The sequence below is a fragment of the Paenibacillus sp. SC116 genome (genome assembly GCF_024733555.1).
Lineage (GTDB): Bacteria > Bacillota > Bacilli > Paenibacillales > Paenibacillaceae > Paenibacillus_B.
Genome location: NZ_JANIOF010000001.1, coordinates 1,202,856 through 1,222,486, shown reverse-complemented (window position 1 = coordinate 1,222,486; position 19,631 = coordinate 1,202,856). Strand labels below are relative to the sequence as shown.

The following is a 19,631-nucleotide window of genomic DNA, read 5'->3' as shown; positions in this document are numbered from 1 at the left end:
TTGCAATGATAGTAGGGGTGGAAACTTAGTAGCACATCACATTTATAATTATTCCGAAAATAATGGACTTCAAGTCGTTAAAAATAACGGAATCACTTTATGTGAGGATTGCCACAAAGAATTCCACGACAACTACGGGTACACTGGAAATGATTTGCGACAACTTATAGACTATTTCGAGAGTAAGGGCGGAGATACTTCCGTCCTTTTTGCGTTGGAAGGAACGCTAATACCGAGCCAAGCTTGCTAGGAAACTGCAAGAAGGTGTAGAGACTAGGGGGAGTAGTCTAAGTCCTATTGGATACGACGAAACCCCCACGAGCGCCGAGCACCCTACCGTTTATACGAGGGTGATGATATAGTCCGATACTCCGAGGAAACTCGGAGAGTTAAGGATAAAGAGCCTTAACGTAACAAATGGGATTTGAAACAAACGAAATCATCGCGGCAATGCCGGGCGTCCTTTCGCTTGCAGCCGCAGGTCAGATGGACCTCGCGAGAACATCCGATATCGCATCTAATATCCTTACGGGATTCCAACTTAACGCGACGGAAACAATGCGAGTCGTTGACGTAATGGCTAAGACAATGACGACGAGTAACACGAATATCGAGCAACTTGGGTACGCCATGAAGTACGTCGCACCAGTAGCCGCATCACTTAACGTATCTATCGAAGAAACGTCCGCAGCAGTTGCGAAGCTTTCCGACGCTGGTATCCAAGGCGAAATGGCCGGCACGCAATTACGTGCAATGATGTTACGTCTCGTTAATCCATCTCGCGAAATGACAAACGTAATGGATAAACTCGGCATCAAAATATCGGATGCTGCGGGAAATGTACTTCCATTTACGACGATTATCGGCCAATTCGAAGAATCGTTTAAACGTCTCACTGAAGCTCAACGAGTAGAAGTCGCGGGGACAATTGCCGGACAAGAAGCAGCGTCGGGCTTTTTGACGTTGATTAGTAACGGTAAATCAGCGCTAGACTCCTACGCGGGTAGTTTACAAAACGCAGGCGGTACCGCGCAAAAAATCGCTGATACGCAAATGGACACGTTAAACGGTTCGATCCAGGAGTTAACGTCAGCTCTCGAAGCCGTCGGAATCACGATTGGCGATAAATTCGCGCCTGCTGTACGAGCGATTGCGGTCGGCATGACCGATTTGTTACTCGGGTTTAATAACATGAATCCCGTGTTACAAAGCGCAATTATCGCATTTGCGGCGGCATCGACCGCAGCTCTCGGATTAGCCGCGGCTATCGGTGCGGTTACGATTGCATTACGTGGACTAGGCGTTGGATTCCCGTTAATTGGCGCTATCTCGCTGGCGGTCGGGGCTTTAGTTGCGGGGATTACCGCATTAGTAACCGCGAATAACGAAGCGGAAGAATCCACGCGTAAGTTTGCGGAAGCTAAACGCGCATTGAACGAAGAGCTTAATCGCTCACCGTTGAATCGGACAGTCGACGATTTGAAAAAGCTTCAGGAGCAAGAGAAGGAGCTTACGAAATTACTCGATGAGCGCGCGTCCGTTCAACAACGCATGAATGAGATACAAGCCGCGGCAAGTCGTGGAGAAGCGACTCTTGAGATGGATAAAGAGATTTATAAGTTAAACGAAAGCTTGGAAGAGTTTGATGAAAAGCTCAAAGGTTTAGGGTTTGAAAACTTTGAAGTTGCTACCGCAAAGGCTAAAGAGATGGGAGAAGCGATTGAAAGCTCAGTACCAGCACTGATGGAACTTCAACGTGCTGAACTACAAGAAGCCGCAGCTCTTCAAGAGCGTGTCACGTCGATGGAGCGCTTGTCCAAACGTTACCACGAATTATCCGGCTTACAATCCGTTGATCAGGCGCAAAAGCAAGAACTCGTTCAAATCGCGGAGGTTATGAAGAAGCAGTATCCGCAACTTAACGCCCACCTTGACGAACAAGGACGTTTGCAAATCGTCAATATCGATAATATCGATAAGCTTATCGCGAGTGAACGTAGTTTAGCGGATACAACGATAAATGCGTCCCTTGCGTCCGTTAAAGCATGGGAAACGCAGGCGGAAGCACAGCGCGAATCCATCGAAGCACAGATAAAGAATCTCGAAAAACTTGCGCAAGCTCTTGCGGCAGTTTCGAACGTTCCGGCACCGATGATTGACGTTAGTGGGACGGAGCTTGGAAACGCGCTTGATCTCGATAAAAGCCGATTAAAGGCTAACGTAGACAAAGAACTTAACGAATTGTACGGAGAGCAGAACAAAGCACAAGTTACGCTCGGTAAACTCGCCGGACTTCGCGCAGGACTTGAAGACGGAAACCTCAACGAGTTTAAGAGCCGTGTTTCCGGCCCAGGTGTAGACCTCAGTAGTCCGAAAAAGACAGGCGGAAAGAAAGAGAAAAAGGGCGGGAAGTCACCGGAAGAGTTGGCGGCAGAAGCGCGCAAGAAAGCATACGACGCCGAAATCGCAAGCATTCGTTATCTCGCGGAAATGTACGACTGGTCCGCAGATCGTCAAATAACGGCGTACAAAAAGGTACAAACGAATCATAAACAGCATCTCGCGGCAAGTGTCGAAGATAACCGATCAACGTTGCTTCAAATTAAACGCCTACAAGAAGACTCCGTAAAAGCTCGGTTTGACGCCTCAACCGATTTCATAGCGAAAGAGGAACAACGATTAACTGATGCAGGTAAGCGTGAATCTGACGTAGCTAACGCAAAAATTGCGATGTGGGAACGACTGCGTGGTCGTTACGCGAAGAATACGGAGTTTTACAAACAAGCGGATGAGCAAGTTCGTGCGGAACGTAAGCGCCTAGCGCAAGCGAAATACGAAGACTCTTCCGTATGGATCGATAAAGAAGAACAACGTATGCGCGACGCTGGTAAGACGGAAGAAGCGATAACCGAGATGAAACTTGCGTCATGGGAACGTATCCGCGACCGCCATCAAAAGGATAGCGAGTATTATAAACGTGCTGACGAACAAGCTGCGCAGGAGCGTCGCCAACTACTCGAAGATCAATACGACTCGTCTGACGAGTGGATTACGCGAGAGGAACGTCGTATGCGTGATAGCGGACGTACCGAAGAGGAAATCGCGCAAATGAAAATCGCTGCGTGGACACGGACGCGTGATCGATACGTGAAAGGCACGGAATTGTATAAGCGTGCTGACGAGGAGCTTTATCAGTCTCGTAAAGAACTCGTCGAAGAAACCGAAGAACTCGCGGAGAAGGCGTTGGACGACCAGAAACGGCGTATCGACGAAGCTCGTAACGCTGAACTAAAATCTATCGAAGATCGCAAGAAAGCGTTTATGGACGAACATGACGCGAAGATTCGAGCAATCGACGATCAACTCGTTTTGTTTCGCGAGTTGATCGTCGATGAGGATTACGAGACTCAACTCGCGAAGAAGCGCGCGAGACTTGCCGAGCTGCAATCCGCAGTAGGTCCCGATGGCATCAAAGAGCGCGAAGCTCTTGCGGAAGAAATCGAGCGGATGGAACTTGAACGTCAGCGTGAACTACAGAAACGCGGACTTGAGAATCAGAAGCAGTCGCTGCAAGACGAAAAGTCTCAGCGGGAAAGCGCGTTTGAGCGTGAAAAGTCCGATGCAGAAGCGAAATATGATGCGTTGAAATCTGCGTTTGATAACTTTAGCGGCAATGTCCAATCGATCGAGTCCGCGATATCTGCGTTCCGTATCCAATCTAATACGCAGACTAACGCGACTATACTGTCCGATCTCGACACTTTCGTCGCGAGTTACAACGCAAAGATGGCGCAGTTGACAACGGTGAAGAGCGGCGCAGCGTCGACTAGTCCAGCAGGACGAGTGGCGGAGAATTCAGCGTTATCGAGTTTCGGCTTAGGCGGAAATTTGACGTTTAATCAAAACCATATCGCGAGTCTCTTTCGTCTACTTGACGCGCCAACGATCTCTCCGAAACTCGAACGTAATTCATCCGTTTCGACTCACGTTACTAATCACATCGACATGTCCGTAAGCGGCGTCACATTAACGGATAAAGCCGATGTCGCGACGCTGTACGACGAGCGTGACCGCGTGTCGCATCGTCTTCAAGCGAAAGGGGTGAAGTGATGAAGCCTGACGTAAAAATCAACGGAACATGGTTATCTACTATCGGCGCTGCTCTCTTTGAGCGGCGTCTTCCTATTTTGCCAGAAAGCGAAGAGTCGACGATTAAACTTGCTGGTCAGGACGGAGAGTTATCGTTCGGGTCCACGTACAATTCGCGTCGTTTCGATCTGACGTTGCTGATTACGTCATCCCCGACGGAGTATCATCGAACGTTGGCACAGCTTGCTCGCATGTTTAACGGCAGTAGGCGGGAGATCACCGTTGAGTTTTCGGATTTACCTAATCGAATCTATCGCGCGGTATACAACGGGACTCTCACTCCGGACGGACAGGCCGGTAGTCGTATGGTCAACGTAAGCCTCAAGGCTAACAACCCATGGCCCGAGAGCGACGAAAAAGTACGGGAATTTACGATTACACAGTCGCCGGATGTTACGAGTATTGAGTCGTCTGGTGATGTTCGCGCGAATCCGATTATCACGATGACTAATACGGGCGGTAATACGATTCGCGGATTTAGATTGACAAACGAATACACTATTTAGGAGGAATACGATGCAAATATCGAATTGGCTCTCCGCTTCTATACTTAACGCCGTGTTGCGCAACGTACCGTTTACGTTGCCAACAACGGTTTATTTGGCGTTATACACGTCAAATCCAACGGCAGCAGATACGGGATCGGAAGTAATAGGCGGTGGATACGGGAGACAAGTAATTACCTTCGCGGCTCCGTCGATCGAAAACGGAATGCAAACGGTAAAAAATGCGACAGATATCGAATTTCCTATCGCGACCGCCGATTGGGGGCTAGTTACTCACGTTGGTTTACGTAACGCGATAACTGGCGGAAACCTCTTGTGGTCCACTGCAATTCCGAATCCGCGGACGATACAAACAGGCGACAAGCCGAAGTTTTTAAAAGACGGAACTGTCGTACGATTCACGAATTAGGGGGCGATTAGATGGCGATCAAACCGATGTATCCCGCGATAGTCAATTCGCCTGGGACGGAAATATCCACGAATATTACTGCGACTGATACGTCAGTTACCGTTGTTAATGTCGCTACCATTCCGGCAGCTCCGAACCTGTTGACGATTGGTAGCGATGAGACCGCAGAGACGGTGCGTTACACCGCGATAAGTGGTAGTACCCTAACAGTTGAACGTGGGTTTCAAGGTATAGCAAAAGCGTGGAGCGCAGGGACGAAGGTTGCGCGTTATTTTACCGCGTATGATCACGATACATTTCGCGAGAATATAACATCACATAATGATGATGCGTCAGTTCACGTGACAACTGCGAAAAAGGCGGAGTGGGATGCGAAAGAAACCCCGAATGGTGCGCAAGCCAAGGCGGATACTGCGTTAGCTGCTGCCAAAAATGACGCCACAGCAAAAGCAAATCAGGCGGAAGCAAACGCTAAAGCTGCGAGCTTACAAATAAGCGGCGGAGCGATGTTGGGACCGTTGGGTCTAGCAGGAGCTAACGGAGTAAATGCATTTAATCGCGGTACTGGTGATGGCGCATCTTATCAAAATCACAACATCACCCTCAAGGGCTGGTACGGTATGGGCATGTCTACATATGATGATGGCGTACATGGTGTTTATGATTTTCGCGCGGGTCGGTGGGTCACCAAAAGTGGTTATTCCGTCACCGACGCAGCCGGTACGCAACATATGAGTATAGACAGCAGCGGAAATATTACTACAAATGGAACAGTCATAGTCGGTGGCGTTGATTTAAAGCAATCTGGCGTTGATGCAAAAAATGGAGTGGTCGCATCACTCAACGCCATGGGGGTCACAGCGACTACCGCAGACGATTGGGCTACATTAGCCGCTAAAATACGTCAAATAACAACGGGTAAAAAGTATGCTGTAGTAGATGTTGCGGTTTCTAACGCCTACTGGCCTGTTTCGATCACTATGCCCGCGCTTGGTTTTATCCCTACGGAAATCCATACCCGAGCAGGTATCTATTCTTACAATCGCTCTTCGCACGCCGTTTTATCAACGATTGGTGACAGTGGATATTTTAGGTCCCACAACGGAGCGGATATCTGGATGAATCTTACGCACAACTCAGCCACCAATCAATTGACGTTTAATACAAACGGAACTGTAAACTTAGAAGGAACGACAGTGAGGTTGATTTGCTATGAATAATAAAATAGGTCGCAAGATTTATTATGACAAAGTATTTGGCAATGTGATACAGGTCGTAGCTCAGATTAACGGCCTAGCACCAACCACGACAGTAGACGAAGATATTACGAGATATAAAACACTAAGCGAACGTAACCGCGATACATTCGACATGATCCAACTGACATACGGACAGTACGATCAGGACTTTAGCACGTGCGTAGATTATACGGTAGATATCGCAACGAAAAAACTCGTCTTTAAGTACGCCGATCCGAATAATCCGAATCCACCATATCGCGCGCCATTAACTGAAAGTGTTGACGCAATGGGAGCGGAACTTGCCACGATGAAGTTAAAGGATATCGAACAGCAAACGATAATCGACGGACTTGGTACGCAACTAACGCAAGCTAAACTCGAAATTATCGCGCTTAAGGGAGGAACAACGATATGATCTTCTGGAAATTAGCGTTTGATATGCGTTGGATCGACGCAACAAATCTACGTAAAGCCGTTAAAACGACGGCCAACGTTCACGGCGAAATTACTCCGATTGAGTATAAAACGATAACTGGCGCGGCTTATTGATTCGGAGGTGGCGTAGTGTTTAATAAAACTCCGTTTAACTTCGCGAAGTTTAATCGATTAACAACGATAGAGACGTATTTTACGGTCTGTATCGAATCATCTACGAGTTTTTACGCACAACTTAACGGAGTCTTTCCGGTTAAGGTCGTGTTTGATACCACGACGGACGTGAGTTCGCAATTAATCCGCGAGTATCCGTTAATCACTAACGCTTGCGACACAGCAACCGAACTCTTGTCGAAGATGATTCGCGAAAGATTACTAGCGACGCAATCTATCGATACATCTGCGGAGTTCGATGTTAAAGTTTCGTATTCACACGTTGATGAGCTTCGATTCATCGGCGATTTTAAGCCCGGCGATAAGCTCGTAATAGATACGAAGAAGATGACCGTCACGCTCAACGGGCAGAATGCAATACATCTAGTCGACGGCGAGTTTTTCGATTTAATTCTCGGAACGAATAAGCTTACGTATTCTGATTCGGAGAGCGGACGAAGCATCTTAACGCGAGTCACACACCGTGACAAATTCTTGTACTAACGGAGGGGTGCGATGTACCTCGAATCATACGATAAAAACACGCGGCGCGTTGGCGTACTAGTTGACGCGTACGATATTTCACGACGAAGACGGCTCAATTCCGATTATGAGCTGTCTTTTTTATTGCCGATGACGTCCGATGACTTTCGCGAAAAGTTAATCCTAAAGGGTCACGTAAAGGATGAGCGCGGACAGTATTACGTTATCAACTCGCGTCAACGGGTACGCGACGGGAAGAAACTAACCGCGGCGATAACGTGTTCACACGTCATGTTTAAGCTTGCGGATTATAAGATTCCGTACGCTTCGTATATCGGCGAGGCGTACGGCGTCCATATCTCGCGATTACTCGATACGATATCCGCGACTACTAACGGTAAATTCACGTTCAGCATCGACGATACTTTCGACCTATTTGACGTTAAGGATTGGGGGCGTGGAAATGCGCTCCAGGCGCTAAACGATGTCATTACGATGTACAATTGCGAATTGGACCCGAATAACTTCCGTATTCATGTACGCAAGAAGATCGGCACAGATGACGGGTATCAATGTCGCATCGGAAAGAACGTTATCTCGACGAATTTCAAAGACGAAGTTGGTTCGTTAGTTACTCGTATGTTCGTGCAGATGAAAGACGGGCGTACATGGATCGGACAACCTGCGTCGATACTGACCGCGGAGGAACATGCGTTATTGTCGCAAGTACCTGGCGCAATCATCGACGGAAAGCTCGCGGTAAACTACTTGATATCGCCGTATCAAGCGCATTGGGCTTCGGATTCTATTGCGTATTTTGACGGAGAGATAACGGAGCAGGATATCGAGGACCCGATAAAACTGCTCGAAGCCGCGCGTAAAGCTCTAGTTGAGAAAGAAGTTCCTGCGTTGGAGCTTTCCGTATCGGCTGCGGATTTGTATAAGCTCGATAAAACGGAGCCGAAGCCGAATCTCGGGGATACCGTTCGTTGTATTGATCCGGAGCTAGGCATCGATAGTATCATCGCGAGAATAACGGAGCTGACGGAGTATCCATATGACAACGCGAAGCATTCGCAAGTGACGGTCGCTAACGTAATGTTACGGGATTATACGGATATCATCGCGGATTTGGAACGGTCAAAGAATATCGTCGATAACATTTTCAGTGGTGGGCGGATACGGACGGATGTGTTCGAAGCTTTCGCGAAGCAAGCGGTGCATGACGTCAACAATTCGAAGACGGAGATACAATATCCGGCGACCGGCGGTATCCGACTCGTAGAGAAAACGAATCCTCTCGAACAGGTCCGTTTGGAGTCGCGTGGTATTATGTTAACGACGGATGGCGGACATAACGCCAGAACAGCGATTACTGCACGTGGTATTGTCGCAGAATTAGTCGTCGGACAACTCGGTAACTTTGCGTCAATGCTAATCGGTAATGGCAACGAAGTCACGCAAATTAATACGCGAGGTATAGCGGCAGGACATGCCGATTTCAACTCAGCTCCCGCGCGAATAGATATGCAAGGAAACGCGGTGTTTAATCGTTTGACCGCGAATTCAGCGCAGATTAAAAGTTCAAACTTTACGGATGGGGATATTATTGGGTCGTCTATTAACGTTGGTAACGGAGTATTTACGGTTGATCGAGCTGGGAATATGGTTGCGACTAGCGGTAATTTTCGCGGTAGTATATCGGCGTCTTCGTTCATGGGTGGTACGATCACCGGTTCGCTAATTCGTACGGCTGCGAGTGGTCCACGTGTGGAGATGGATGCCGGCGGATGGCGTACGTTTGATTCGAACAATCGCGAGAGAATTGCGATTCATACGAGCGCTTCGCAGAATATGAGTGCGATTAATTTTCGAGGATCGGCCGGAGGATCTATCGGCTATATCAATGGCGGTGACGGTGCATTCGAGTTAACGTCATATGTCGATATGCTGATTGCTGCGATTGGGCGTAGATTAAATATCCAAGGACTCGTTGACTTTAGCGGAGCTTCGGGCGTACTCGGATTAAATTCTTCGCATATCAGTGACCTTCAAAGTTTGTTAAACATTAAAGTAACTAAAGGGGAACCTACCAGTAGTGTGACAGGCGGGGCGCATAATCATGGATTTCCTGATGGGACGTCCTTCAAAGACATTAACGGTCAAGTCCATGTGTACCGCACTTATGGTGGATTCACACACAGTCATGTTGTATAAATATGAAACTTTTAGTCCCTTTGGCCGATATTAATAGTAAGTAATATTTTCCACAGGGAGGTAGTCATATGAAGAAGTTTATTTTGGGTGTATTTGTAGGGGCGTTTTTGTTCAGTGGGATTTCTGTCTTTGCGGAATCAGTCAAAACTCTTGTAGGCGAGAAAGTGACTGGGGTGTATGAGATAGAACAGGGTGGAAAGAAGATAGCGGAAGGGGCGGTTATAAACGGCTCTACGTATGTTCCTATCCGAACTATTGCAAATGCTACTGGCACTCCACTTACAGTAGAAGGGAAGAAAATCACTTTGCCAGTTTTAACAAGCGTGAATGAGGGAAATGCATTGAGTGACGCAGAGTTAAAGCTCGTTGATGCTATTTCGAAACAAAAAGGCGTCATTCTTGGGTTAGAGGGCTTTATAGGAGCAGATAACGGAAACGCGAAGCATTACGAAGATGCTATCGCAGAAGAGAAGGCGAAAGCAGAAAAGCTTCCGGGACGCTTGGAAGCGCTCGAAGCTAATCTCGCGAAAACTAAAGCGAGGATTGCGGAGTATCAAACGCAAATCACCGCAGCGGAAGCCGAAATCGCTCGCCTCCAAGCGCTACTCGACGCTAGTAAGAAATAATCGCATATTCACGCAATCAAGCTCGCGAATCACTCGCGGGCTTTTTCTTTTGCCTACGAAAGGGGTCACTTATGAAACAACGACAATTACTCGAATTTACCGTTGATATTTCCGATCCAATCGCGGAGTTATCCGCAGTCATATCGGCGGTTCTCGCATGCCATCCGAATAGACAGGCGGAGATTCTTCACGCGATTGACGAACAAATCGGAATGGCTCTCGCGGGAATTGAATCCGCCAACACAGACGAAGTAGAAACGGAGGAATAGACGATGGAATTCGATATCCTAAAGCACTTTTTAACGCAAGGACCTTTCGCTTTGCTGTTCGTATGGTTACTGATTTACGTAATGAAAACGAATAAGGAACGTGAAGGACGTTTGCACGATTTACTCGATAAGTTCTCGGAAAAATACGACTTGATCGTCGGTGAGATTCGCGGATTAAAAGACCGACTACCTCGGGATAAGGAGTGATTATATGAAGATCGTTATTGACGCAGGGCACGGACCCAATACGCCAGGCAAACGCGCGCCAGATGACTCTATGCGCGAGTATCATTTTAATAGCGCAGTCGCTCGATACGCTATCGAAATGTTGAAAGAGTACGAGTGTCAGACGCTAGTTACGCACGAAGATGGACGAGACGTTCCATTATCGGAACGGACCCGTAAAGCAAACGATTGGAAGGCGAACGTATACGTATCCATTCACGCGAATGCTGCCGGCAGTACGTGGAGTAATGCGGAGGGAGTCGAGACTTTCGTTTATACGACCGCAACGGGAACTGCGGTAACTCTCGCGAACGTTGTGCAAAAGAAACTAGTAGTTGCGTCGGGGTTACGTGATCGCGGAGTTAAGCGCGGAGATTTCCACGTTCTACGCGAAACGAAGATGCCGGCGATCCTCATCGAGTTCGGCTTTATGGATAATAAGCGTGAATTAGCGTTGCTTAAGACAGACGGATACCGCCGTAAATGTGCGGAAGTCGTCGTTAAATCTCTCGTGGAGGTGTATGGATTGGTAGCGAAGAAACCGGCGTATCAAACGGCAAAACTCGAAGTTAACGGTAAGAAGATCGATGACGGCGTAATTATCGATGGTGTGACGTACTTCCCGTCACGACCGTTTGCGGCGGCATTTGGCGCGGAAATAGCATGGGATAACGCGACTAAAACAACGAAAGTAACGACGAAGGAGGCGAAGTAATATGTACGAAATAGGCGTGGTAGCAGCGGTAATCATCGCACTAGGAGAGTTCGCGAAGATTTACGTGGATGCGAAGTATATTCCGTTACTGTCGATGGTGCTCGGGATTGTTGCGGGTATCGTATACATTCCGCATGAGACGATAGCGGACGGAGTGTTCGTCGGGATTCTAACGGGGCTTGCCGCGTGTAAACTTTACGACGTTGGCGTGAAACCGTTGGTTGTGCGAAAAGAGTAGAATAACGAATGACTGCGCTCACTGACGGTTGACTCCCGTTGGTGGGCGCTTTTCTTCGTTTACAGACGTTGATCTCTCGTTAGCTTCAACGTATAATAAGAACAAGCGTTCTATGTGCGAAAGGAGTCGCGAGTATGAGTAAACTCGATAATAACGGATTATGGGAGTCTTCGCGTATGATGATTCCGCAACACAAGTCCGCAATCCATGCGTATCATCACGAAGTGAAACGCAAGTCCCGTCCACATCTCGACGAGCAAGAATTCGAGTTAATCGGCGGCAGATTAGCGCAAGCTATGCGCGATAGGGACGTAGTAACCGTCGAAGTATTCGACCCGTTCGAAGTCGTAGTCATCCACGGGCAAGTAATCGATATTGACGTTGTCAATCGACGTATACGGCTACTTGACGGAGATGACAAGCGGTGGGTTAACGTAATAGACGTAATGAACATATCGTAAAAAGCCCCGGATAATTTCCGAGGCTTTCTTCGTTTATTCGCGAGTCAATCCGAAATATTCGCGTATCCGTTCCTTAACGTCCTTTCCGACTAACTCCCATAGTAGCGTCATCGAGTGCTCGTATCCGCGACATAGATAACGTACATTCACCGATTTAACCTCGCGAACCTCTTCGAATACCTTGATCCCGCGTGAACGGAACTGCCGTCTGACATCCCGAAGGTCTTCCGACACTCGATTCATTGCGTTAGTTATCGCGTCGACATACGGCTCGGGTGAGCGGAGCAGACCGGCATTTGCGATAAGCTTCGCGTCACGGTCGAGTACCGTTAAGACCATCGGTAATAATACGTATGACTTGACGAGCGCAAGTTCCTCTTCCGTAATGATAAGCGCTGACACTGCGTAATCCCCTCCGAACATAATTAGAGAACATTTGTTCTCATTATATGCGATGGGGATGCGTGAGGGCAAGCGTGCTTCTTCTATTTATGCGGATGCCATTACTTAAACCTTGTCTTTCCGCGTTTCTTTTCGTTCCCTTTATCCATCAGACTCATAACAGGGCTTGCATTAAGATGCTGCTCGCTTATGTCTGTTTTCGTATATCGTACGTATTTCTCGGTCATCGTTATGCTTGTATGACCAAGTATACGCATCAAAGCAATCGGGTCTCCGCCATTTCTCAAAAACTTTACCGCGAAATAATGTCGGAATGTGTGAGGTGAAACCCGAGGTCCTTTGATCTTTATACGATTGGCGTATAGTTTCATCATTTTCGCGACGCTGTCACCAAAATACCTCTCCCCAAATTGAGTGAGCCATAGGTAATCATTGTCTTCTACGTTCATGTACGAAATAAGCCTTTCAAGAACTTTGGCTGTTAGCTTTGATACAGGAACTACTCGTGTTGTATTCGTTTTGGTAGTTTCTGCGCGAATAACGATTTGGAAGAGGTTAAAATTAATATCGGAAATACGAAGATTTGTTAACTCCTTAATCCTCAATCCTGTATCACATAGAGTAAGCATCATCGCGTAATCACGTAACCCTGTGTACACTCGCTGATTAGGTGCGGACAATAACGCTACTACGTCTTCGTCTGTAAAAACGTCGAAAGTGTCTTTTGCTTCTGTTTGATAACTCATTACATCCATGGGTGAGTGTAGAATTAACTTTTCTGATTTTAAATAGTTGAAAAATATTTTTAGAATTCGGATGACGTTGTTTACGGTTCTGGGTGTTAGTCCTTTATCTCCGGTAGGGTTTGTAGGATGATCGTCCCACTTAGCTTTCTCAAACGATAGGTAGTGAATATATTCGCGCATCCCCTCCGAGGTGATAGCGGATTGTTCGGTTTCTTCGTACCATTTGGTGAATTGGTCGAGGGCTTGCTTGTAGGTTTTAATAGTTTTACCAGAGCGTTTCTCAATGCGCTTTGTGTATAAAAATTTTTCTATAGCATCGCCAATATCTATTTTAACGGCAACCTTTTGTTTGCTGACAAACGTGAACTTCGGGTCTTTTCGAATGAATTTAGTAGACAAATCACGGCCTCCTCTATGGCGACAAATATAACGATTAACGTAGCGATAGAGTCGTGAAAAATTTATCGGCATTCCAACAAATAAACGTTCCAACCAACCGCTAACTTATCGTCGTCCGTTCGCATCACATACGAACACCTTCCGCCCTTTCTACGCTTGGACACGCGGCAACATCGACAGCATTAGCCGTCTGTTCGGCTACACGATCAACATCAGCAAGTCGAAACCGACGAACTCCGAGTTTATCGCGATGGTCGCTGATAAGCTTAGAATCGAGCATAAGGTATCATAAAATGACGTACTGGAGCGGATTGAAGGTTGCTACGAGTGCTTTACATACCAACGATGAAAGCCAACCAATTCGTCATAGAGCAATAAAATATATCTCCACCTGACCCGATAAATCCTTGAGATTTATCGGGTTTTGGTTTTATGGTAATATGAAACAATATGTTGCAATATGAACTATCCTGATTTATATAGTGGAACTTTAGAGTTGTTTTTATATAACTAATGCTAAACCATTACATATTGGGAGGGAGTCGATTAGTGTGCAGCAACTCCTCGAAAAGTTTCTAGAAAAGCAGTTTCCTATAGAATACAAACTCCACGTAGTTGATGATTTCTTACGGAGTAGGTATAACGCAACTGAGATCCCTAAGTCCTCGATGGCAGACTTGCAAGCAGACACTCAAGTGAACTTCGCTCACATTTACAAATGCTATGTAATTAATGATTTAGACATCCTTGATCGCTCATTTACTGAATTTGAAAAATCCATGCATGCGGAATATAAACAATCCCACCAATCTTCCTCCCTCGATAGTGAGTGGGAGAGAATACAATCCGGTCAACTCATTCGAGTGATTCTAGAAAGTAATTATACGGATACCCTTAGTAGTTTCACTGTTCAAGGTATGTGTATGAATATCGTTCAAGATCTCACTATTTTAAAAGGAGTATCATCTGCTGACGTTCATGCTGACAACCCTTATTTCAATCAATACTTACAGATATTACAGGCACGAGGTTATTTATAGCTAGCTGTGTGATGAAAGAATGGGCATTTTATTGTGGACTTTGCAATAACAAATGACCGTATAGTATGGAAATTATTTACAATAAAATCACCATTGGGAGACATATGTTTAATAAAGTTTCCTCCCCATTCAGCGACCGCCTTCAACATATCTTTTAACGACTCTCCGTGTTCGGCAAGCGAATATTCAACTCTTGGTGGGACTTCATTATATACTTTTCTGGCAACTAAACCATCTTGTTCGAGTTCTTTTAATTGTTCCGTGAGCATTTTTTGAGAAATTCCGGTGACTAATCGCTTTAATTCGCTTGTCCGTAAGGGCCCTCTTATTAAATGGTACAAAATATGTGCTTTCCACTTCCCGCTGATCAAATCTAAAACGATTTCGCATCTATTGTTATATTGTTCTTTCATACGATAACTCCTTTGTCTGTCCCAAAGACACTGTTTCGTACCTATATCAGGAAACAGTGTGTACTTCTCATTTTATCTGTACTATACCATTATAGCCTTTGTCAGCAACTGATAAATGCAGCAATTCAATCATAAAAAGATGTGACCCTAATTATTAAAAGTGGAGGAGAAACAATGGAAAATTGTACTGCAAATTTTTATTATGAAGTGATTCGTGAACGTCGTTCGGTTCGTTCTTATAACTGAAAGAGGCTTTGCTTGCACACCAAGCAGCACCAACCTAAACTCCCGGAGGTTTATGGTAGTTGCTGAACCTGTTTTAAAAGAGAGGCTTCTTCTTATTTCTTATGGGCAGCAGCAAGTTGTTGTTGCATCCAACGTCATTGTCGTACTGGGGGATTTGAATGTTTATATGGCAGACAATGCAGAAAAAATCAATCAACGAGCTATAGAGGCTGGTAATGCCATTTACAACACTGCCTTTGAATTTAAATGAAACTTTAATAAGACCCAACCGGAGCGCTGGTAAACGCTCAACAAACTCATTCCCGAAATTCAATCACTAATCTCATCTGGCAGACAAGGAACGGAGGCTGCCGAATAACTTGTAGAATTGTTTGTAAGTTAATCAAGATGGGCTTCATAAGAATACATATAAAATAGCACTGGTGGAATAAAAGACATTGTGTTAAGGATTATATAATATAGAAATAAAGGAGGGGACAAAATGAAAGAGAGAAACCTGATTCAAGTTCCCGTGTTTGTGAACTCGTTTTTTATAGTAGGAGGATTAGGGATGGGTATTATGTTGCTCGGAGTATTCAGAATTTTCGGCATCATTCTCCCGTCAACGTTATTGTTAGGAATCGCAATCTCATCGTTTATTATTGTTTTTACTGATTACATAGTATTTCTTAATAGAAAGATACCGTTTAACTATATGAATGCATTTGTGATGGTCTCAAATTTCCTAGCGATAGGAATGGTAGTTTGTTTTCCTTACTTATCCCTATTTAATAGTGAAATGATATTAGTATATTCAGATGCCGTTTCATTAATGTCGTTTGGATTTACTATAGCGACAATTGGTGTTAGAGGCTCCAGAGAGCTTAACTCCATCATAAAACAAAGAAAAGAAAGAATCGAGGCTCTTGAAAAGCTGCTTGTTGTTAGGGATGAGGAGATAGAATTTTATAAGGGACTGCTTGAACTCGATGCAGAAAAAGATAAATAGAAATTTAATCTTCAGTCAGGAAGTGTATTCACTTCCCACGCGACTAGCAACTGTTTTGACATAATGCCTTCGTATTTCCGTTGATCGCTGGGTTCGTGTACATTTCGCACGAGGCGATTGCCAACGGAGTATTTACGGGACTCCTAACAGATTTGGCTGCGTGCAAACTTTACGATGTTGGCGTGAAACCTTTGGTTAGACGGAAAGGAAAAAGTAGAATCACGATGGTCTCGCGCTTACTGACGGATAGCTCCTTTAGTGGGAAGAGTCAATTTATCTTTATTGATGAATTGATTTTCAATCCATCTGAGAAACATTCCGATTATTAAATTTAATTGAACCACAGAAAATATCACAGTTAAATCTATAAGTATGATAATATTAATAGATCTAAGAATATAGAATAAAAGGATGTATTAACACATTGCAGACACAATTGAAATCACAACTTGGATGGATCGATTTTTTGAAAGGATTATCTATTTTAGCTGTCGTAGTGGATCACATGTATGGGATATTATACGTTAGTCGAGAATTTCATTTATTTACCGTCTTTTCAGTGACCCTTTTTATTTTTCTAGCTGGAGTAACTTCGGTTATTTCATTAGATAGGAATAAACTTGCCTTTAAGGATTACTTGATTAAACGAACAAAAGGCATATTAATACCTTTTATAGTGGCGTCAATAATTTATAGTATTATTAATCACAATTACTATTTTAATCTTAGTGTTTTTTGGAATGAACTGATTATGTTTAAAGCTTCGCCTCCATTTTATTTTGTTTTATTTTATTGTCAACTTATCCTTATATCTCCTGTATTATATAAAATATTGAATAAGTCAGGTATATTATTGAAATTATCAAGTTTGATTCCACTATATTTTATCTCAAAGTATCTTACTCATTATACAGAAATAAGTGGTATATACGGTGGGGGAGGTCGTGTTTTAGGAGGTTCTTATTTATTTGTATTTTATCTAGGAATGATGCTTTTCATGATTTATAAAAAATATGGAGATTCAATAAATAGATTGTGGATTCATTTGCTTGGTATTGCTTCGTCAATATCCGCTATATATCTATTATATGTCTCTGGTTGGCTTAATTTAGGTTGGAGCAATCCTCCTAATAAACAGACGATTATTTATACTTGCTCTGTATTACTGTTTGGCTATTCGTTATATATGATATTACATAAAAGTAAGATACTTAGTTTGTTTTCGATAATGGGGAAATATTCGCTTTATATTTTCCTTTATCATATGTTAGCGATGTTTTATGCATCTAAAGTATTGTTGGTAAGTGGATTAATTAATAATGCATTACTTAAGAGTGTCATTTTCATATCTTTTGCTATCGTGATTCCTTTAGCAATTGGTTATTTAACAAAAAACAGACTAAAGATAGTCAAGAAAATTTCAATAGTATGGGCTCGTAAGTCTCCACCTGTAGACGATGCTAATACAAACAAAGTGATAGCTGGTTGAAAACATAAGTACTTAATAATTACCGATAACTGGATTTTTTAAGTGTGCCGGAACTATACATGATTATAGTTTATTTGTTGTAAAGTTAGGTGCATAAGTTACAGATTGAGCAAATGGTATCTTCTTAAATGGTGGGTGGCGGCTTTTATAGCATATTTTGATGTGGATCCGGTAAATGAAAGCAAACCCGATAGATCTTTTAGATTTATCGGGTTTTGTTTTTTTAAAGTGGTATAAATACATTTATTCAAGTGCCGTCATCATTATCATTTACGACCACATCACCATTAGGAGACATATGTTTAATAAAGTTTCCTCCCCATTCAGCGACCGCTTTCAACATATCTGTTAACGACTCTCCATATTCGGTAAGCGAATATTCAACTTTTGGTGGGACTTCATTATATACTTTTCTAGTAACTAGACCATCTTGTTCGAGTTCTTTTTGTCAGCAGAAAATAAAGTTCTAGACTGTCGCTGTCTTAGTGAACTAACGTTCACTGTTACCTTAAGAACTTACCAAGACAAACACACTCTTCACGATTTAAATATTTACCGTAATTGGTTATTCTCTGATAACCCTTATTTTCATAGAACGATATTGCTTTTTGATTTACTAACCTTGTTTCTAAATTTGTTTATATCTAAGACAAAGCGATTTTCTAGGTAGTTCAAAATTGCAGATCCCACCCCATGAGATTTTAATTTAGCAAACATTCTTTTTAGTTCAGCTGTGTTATTGTCGATTGGACGGATTGCTCCACATCCTATTGGCTCTCCGTCCTGGTTTCGGGCAATAACAAATATCGAACGCGGAACACATACATCTGCAAGATCAAACGAATTTTTCCCGCTATCTCCAGTAATAGACTGTAATGTGTCAGATAGTAAATCCATTAGATCTTTTGCACTTGAGATGTGGGGATTTCTGCTTGAACACTAATATAACTCTGCATTCAATCACCCTTCCTTTTTTTTATTATTATGTAATATACTATAATCTTCTAAAAATCAGCCATCACCACATGCATAACGTCGTTATCACCAGTCTAAAACTTTATTTTCTTTCGACACTTTTAATTGTTCCGTGAGCGTGTGCCCTTCTCATTTTATCTGTACTATGCCATTATAGCCTGATATGCATGAAGCATCTCAATCTAAAGCAACAGCAGCATTCCCAACTGACAGATTTAGTATGGATGTGAAGCGAAACGCAGTCAATGCAACATCAGAGTGCTTAATGATGCTGAGCATCGCAATGCCTTAAGGGATAAGTAGCAAGAAGAAATGAAAGAATTTCTCGAAGTAAATTCGTCAAATAAGCATGAGGAACGTGGAAGGCTTGAAGAACGAATTTCATGCCGTCGTTGAAAAGTAAGACAGGAAAGATCGTTTCGGTTATGGTAGTGCCTAAGACAGATAATCAGAAACAGGTGAAAGTAATAAAGAAGTAAGGGATTGCACTTGCGAAGCCCGTTGCGAAGAAGTTGTTTGGCAAAGCCTCGTCTTCTCATCTCGAGTCGATAATAAGTAGTTTTTTTCTAATCTTCAATAAAATGTGAATCGTTGTAAAGTATCACACATCGTTGTTCCCACCTATATGAAATAGACAAGCTTACGCGCATAATGGAATTCATCTCTATTACAGGTAGGTGGGGATAAGCATATGGCCATTATTCAAATCAATCAATTAGTGAAGGAATATCGCACGAACAAGCGGTTTATAGGCCCGTTTGGCTTGATTAAGTCTCTATTCAGCAGTGAATATGTGTATACGAAAG

At 43.9% G+C, this 19,631-nt stretch carries 20 protein-coding genes and 3 pseudogenes; 18 read left to right on the top strand and 5 right to left on the bottom strand.

What is annotated here, in order from left to right; translation table 11 throughout:
- The first annotated feature begins 417 nt into the window (after positions 1-417).
- The 13 genes from NQ117_RS05170 to NQ117_RS05105 all read left to right on the top strand — a co-directional run bounded on the left by NQ117_RS05170 (position 418) and on the right by NQ117_RS05105 (position 12,127).
- Positions 418-4,110: a phage tail tape measure protein gene (locus NQ117_RS05170; protein ID WP_258276912.1), complete on the top strand. Its 3,693-nt coding sequence runs from the start codon at positions 418-420 to the stop codon at positions 4,108-4,110.
- Complete coding sequence (locus NQ117_RS05165) at positions 4,110-4,655, top strand: distal tail protein Dit (RefSeq protein WP_258276911.1); 546 nt, start codon at positions 4,110-4,112, stop codon at positions 4,653-4,655. Before NQ117_RS05170 ends, NQ117_RS05165 begins: the two co-directional genes overlap by 1 nt.
- A 10-nt stretch (positions 4,656-4,665) precedes the next feature.
- Complete coding sequence (locus tag NQ117_RS05160; protein ID WP_258276910.1) at positions 4,666-5,064, top strand: phage tail fiber protein; 399 nt, start codon at positions 4,666-4,668, stop codon at positions 5,062-5,064.
- 11 nt (positions 5,065-5,075) lie between these two features.
- The gene (locus NQ117_RS05155) at positions 5,076-6,284 is read left to right on the top strand and encodes a hypothetical protein (RefSeq protein ID WP_258276909.1); all 1,209 of its coding nucleotides are present in this window, start codon (positions 5,076-5,078) and stop codon (positions 6,282-6,284) included.
- Positions 6,277-6,720, top strand: coding sequence for a hypothetical protein (locus NQ117_RS05150; RefSeq protein WP_258276908.1), 444 nt, complete (start codon positions 6,277-6,279; stop codon positions 6,718-6,720). The genes NQ117_RS05155 and NQ117_RS05150 overlap by 8 nt, the downstream gene beginning before the upstream one ends.
- A 149-nt stretch (positions 6,721-6,869) precedes the next feature.
- Positions 6,870-7,397 (top strand): phage tail family protein, encoded by a 528-nt coding sequence (locus tag NQ117_RS05140; protein ID WP_258276906.1) that lies wholly within the window; start codon positions 6,870-6,872, stop codon positions 7,395-7,397.
- 12 nt (positions 7,398-7,409) lie between these two features.
- On the top strand, positions 7,410-9,593 hold the full coding sequence (locus NQ117_RS05135; RefSeq protein WP_258276905.1) for a phage tail protein: 2,184 nt from the start codon (positions 7,410-7,412) through the stop codon (positions 9,591-9,593).
- Positions 9,594-9,661: 68 nt separating this feature from the next.
- On the top strand, positions 9,662-10,219 hold the full coding sequence (locus tag NQ117_RS05130) for a hypothetical protein (RefSeq protein WP_258276904.1): 558 nt from the start codon (positions 9,662-9,664) through the stop codon (positions 10,217-10,219).
- Between the two features lie 71 nt (positions 10,220-10,290).
- The gene (locus NQ117_RS05125; protein WP_258276903.1) at positions 10,291-10,488 is read left to right on the top strand and encodes a ubiquitin family protein; all 198 of its coding nucleotides are present in this window, start codon (positions 10,291-10,293) and stop codon (positions 10,486-10,488) included.
- 3 nt (positions 10,489-10,491) lie between these two features.
- Positions 10,492-10,695, top strand: a complete 204-nt coding sequence (locus NQ117_RS05120; RefSeq protein WP_258276902.1) for a BhlA/UviB family holin-like peptide — start codon at positions 10,492-10,494, stop codon at positions 10,693-10,695.
- Positions 10,696-10,699: 4 nt separating this feature from the next.
- Positions 10,700-11,428 carry an N-acetylmuramoyl-L-alanine amidase gene (locus tag NQ117_RS05115; protein WP_258276901.1) on the top strand — a complete coding sequence of 243 codons (729 nt, stop codon included), beginning with the start codon at positions 10,700-10,702 and terminating at the stop codon, positions 11,426-11,428.
- 1 nt (position 11,429) lies between these two features.
- Positions 11,430-11,666: a holin gene (locus tag NQ117_RS05110; RefSeq protein WP_258276900.1), complete on the top strand. Its 237-nt coding sequence runs from the start codon at positions 11,430-11,432 to the stop codon at positions 11,664-11,666.
- A gap of 134 nt (positions 11,667-11,800) precedes the next feature.
- On the top strand, positions 11,801-12,127 hold the full coding sequence (locus NQ117_RS05105) for a YolD-like family protein (protein ID WP_258276899.1): 327 nt from the start codon (positions 11,801-11,803) through the stop codon (positions 12,125-12,127).
- 33 nt (positions 12,128-12,160) lie between these two features.
- On the opposite strand, the gene NQ117_RS05100 is transcribed toward NQ117_RS05105, so the two are convergent.
- Together NQ117_RS05100 and NQ117_RS05095 are read right to left on the bottom strand one after the other, a co-directional pair.
- Entirely contained in the window at positions 12,161-12,529 is a 369-nt protein-coding gene (locus NQ117_RS05100; protein ID WP_258276898.1) for a YhjD family protein, read from the bottom strand.
- Between the two features lie 101 nt (positions 12,530-12,630).
- The gene (locus NQ117_RS05095; protein WP_258276897.1) at positions 12,631-13,674 is read right to left on the bottom strand and encodes a tyrosine-type recombinase/integrase; all 1,044 of its coding nucleotides are present in this window, start codon (positions 13,672-13,674) and stop codon (positions 12,631-12,633) included.
- Positions 13,675-13,828: 154 nt separating this feature from the next.
- Between NQ117_RS05095 and NQ117_RS05090 the strand changes: the two are divergent.
- Positions 13,829-13,966 (top strand): annotated as a pseudogene (locus tag NQ117_RS05090) (sporulation initiation factor Spo0A C-terminal domain-containing protein); the annotation flags it as partial.
- A 259-nt stretch (positions 13,967-14,225) separates the two neighbouring features.
- Positions 14,226-14,714, top strand: a complete 489-nt coding sequence (locus NQ117_RS05085) for a hypothetical protein (RefSeq protein WP_258276896.1) — start codon at positions 14,226-14,228, stop codon at positions 14,712-14,714.
- A gap of 77 nt (positions 14,715-14,791) precedes the next feature.
- Here the strand turns inward: NQ117_RS05085 and NQ117_RS05080 are convergent.
- Positions 14,792-15,127: pseudogene (locus NQ117_RS05080) on the bottom strand (winged helix-turn-helix transcriptional regulator); the annotation flags it as partial.
- Between the two features lie 298 nt (positions 15,128-15,425).
- Between NQ117_RS05080 and NQ117_RS05075 the strand changes: the two are divergent.
- From NQ117_RS05075 to NQ117_RS05065, 3 genes are all read left to right on the top strand, one after another.
- Complete coding sequence (locus tag NQ117_RS05075) at positions 15,426-15,623, top strand: hypothetical protein (protein WP_258276894.1); 198 nt, start codon at positions 15,426-15,428, stop codon at positions 15,621-15,623.
- 231 nt (positions 15,624-15,854) lie between these two features.
- On the top strand, positions 15,855-16,361 hold the full coding sequence (locus NQ117_RS05070) for a hypothetical protein (RefSeq protein ID WP_258276893.1): 507 nt from the start codon (positions 15,855-15,857) through the stop codon (positions 16,359-16,361).
- 424 nt (positions 16,362-16,785) lie between these two features.
- Positions 16,786-17,850 (top strand): acyltransferase family protein, encoded by a 1,065-nt coding sequence (locus NQ117_RS05065; RefSeq protein ID WP_258276892.1) that lies wholly within the window; start codon positions 16,786-16,788, stop codon positions 17,848-17,850.
- A gap of 247 nt (positions 17,851-18,097) precedes the next feature.
- Here the strand turns inward: NQ117_RS05065 and NQ117_RS05060 are convergent.
- Together NQ117_RS05060 and NQ117_RS05055 are read right to left on the bottom strand one after the other, a co-directional pair.
- Positions 18,098-18,283 (bottom strand): annotated as a pseudogene (locus tag NQ117_RS05060) (winged helix-turn-helix transcriptional regulator); the annotation flags it as partial.
- A gap of 155 nt (positions 18,284-18,438) precedes the next feature.
- Positions 18,439-18,747, bottom strand: coding sequence for a GNAT family N-acetyltransferase (locus tag NQ117_RS05055; protein ID WP_258276891.1), 309 nt, complete (start codon positions 18,745-18,747; stop codon positions 18,439-18,441).
- Positions 18,748-19,631 lie beyond the last annotated feature (884 nt).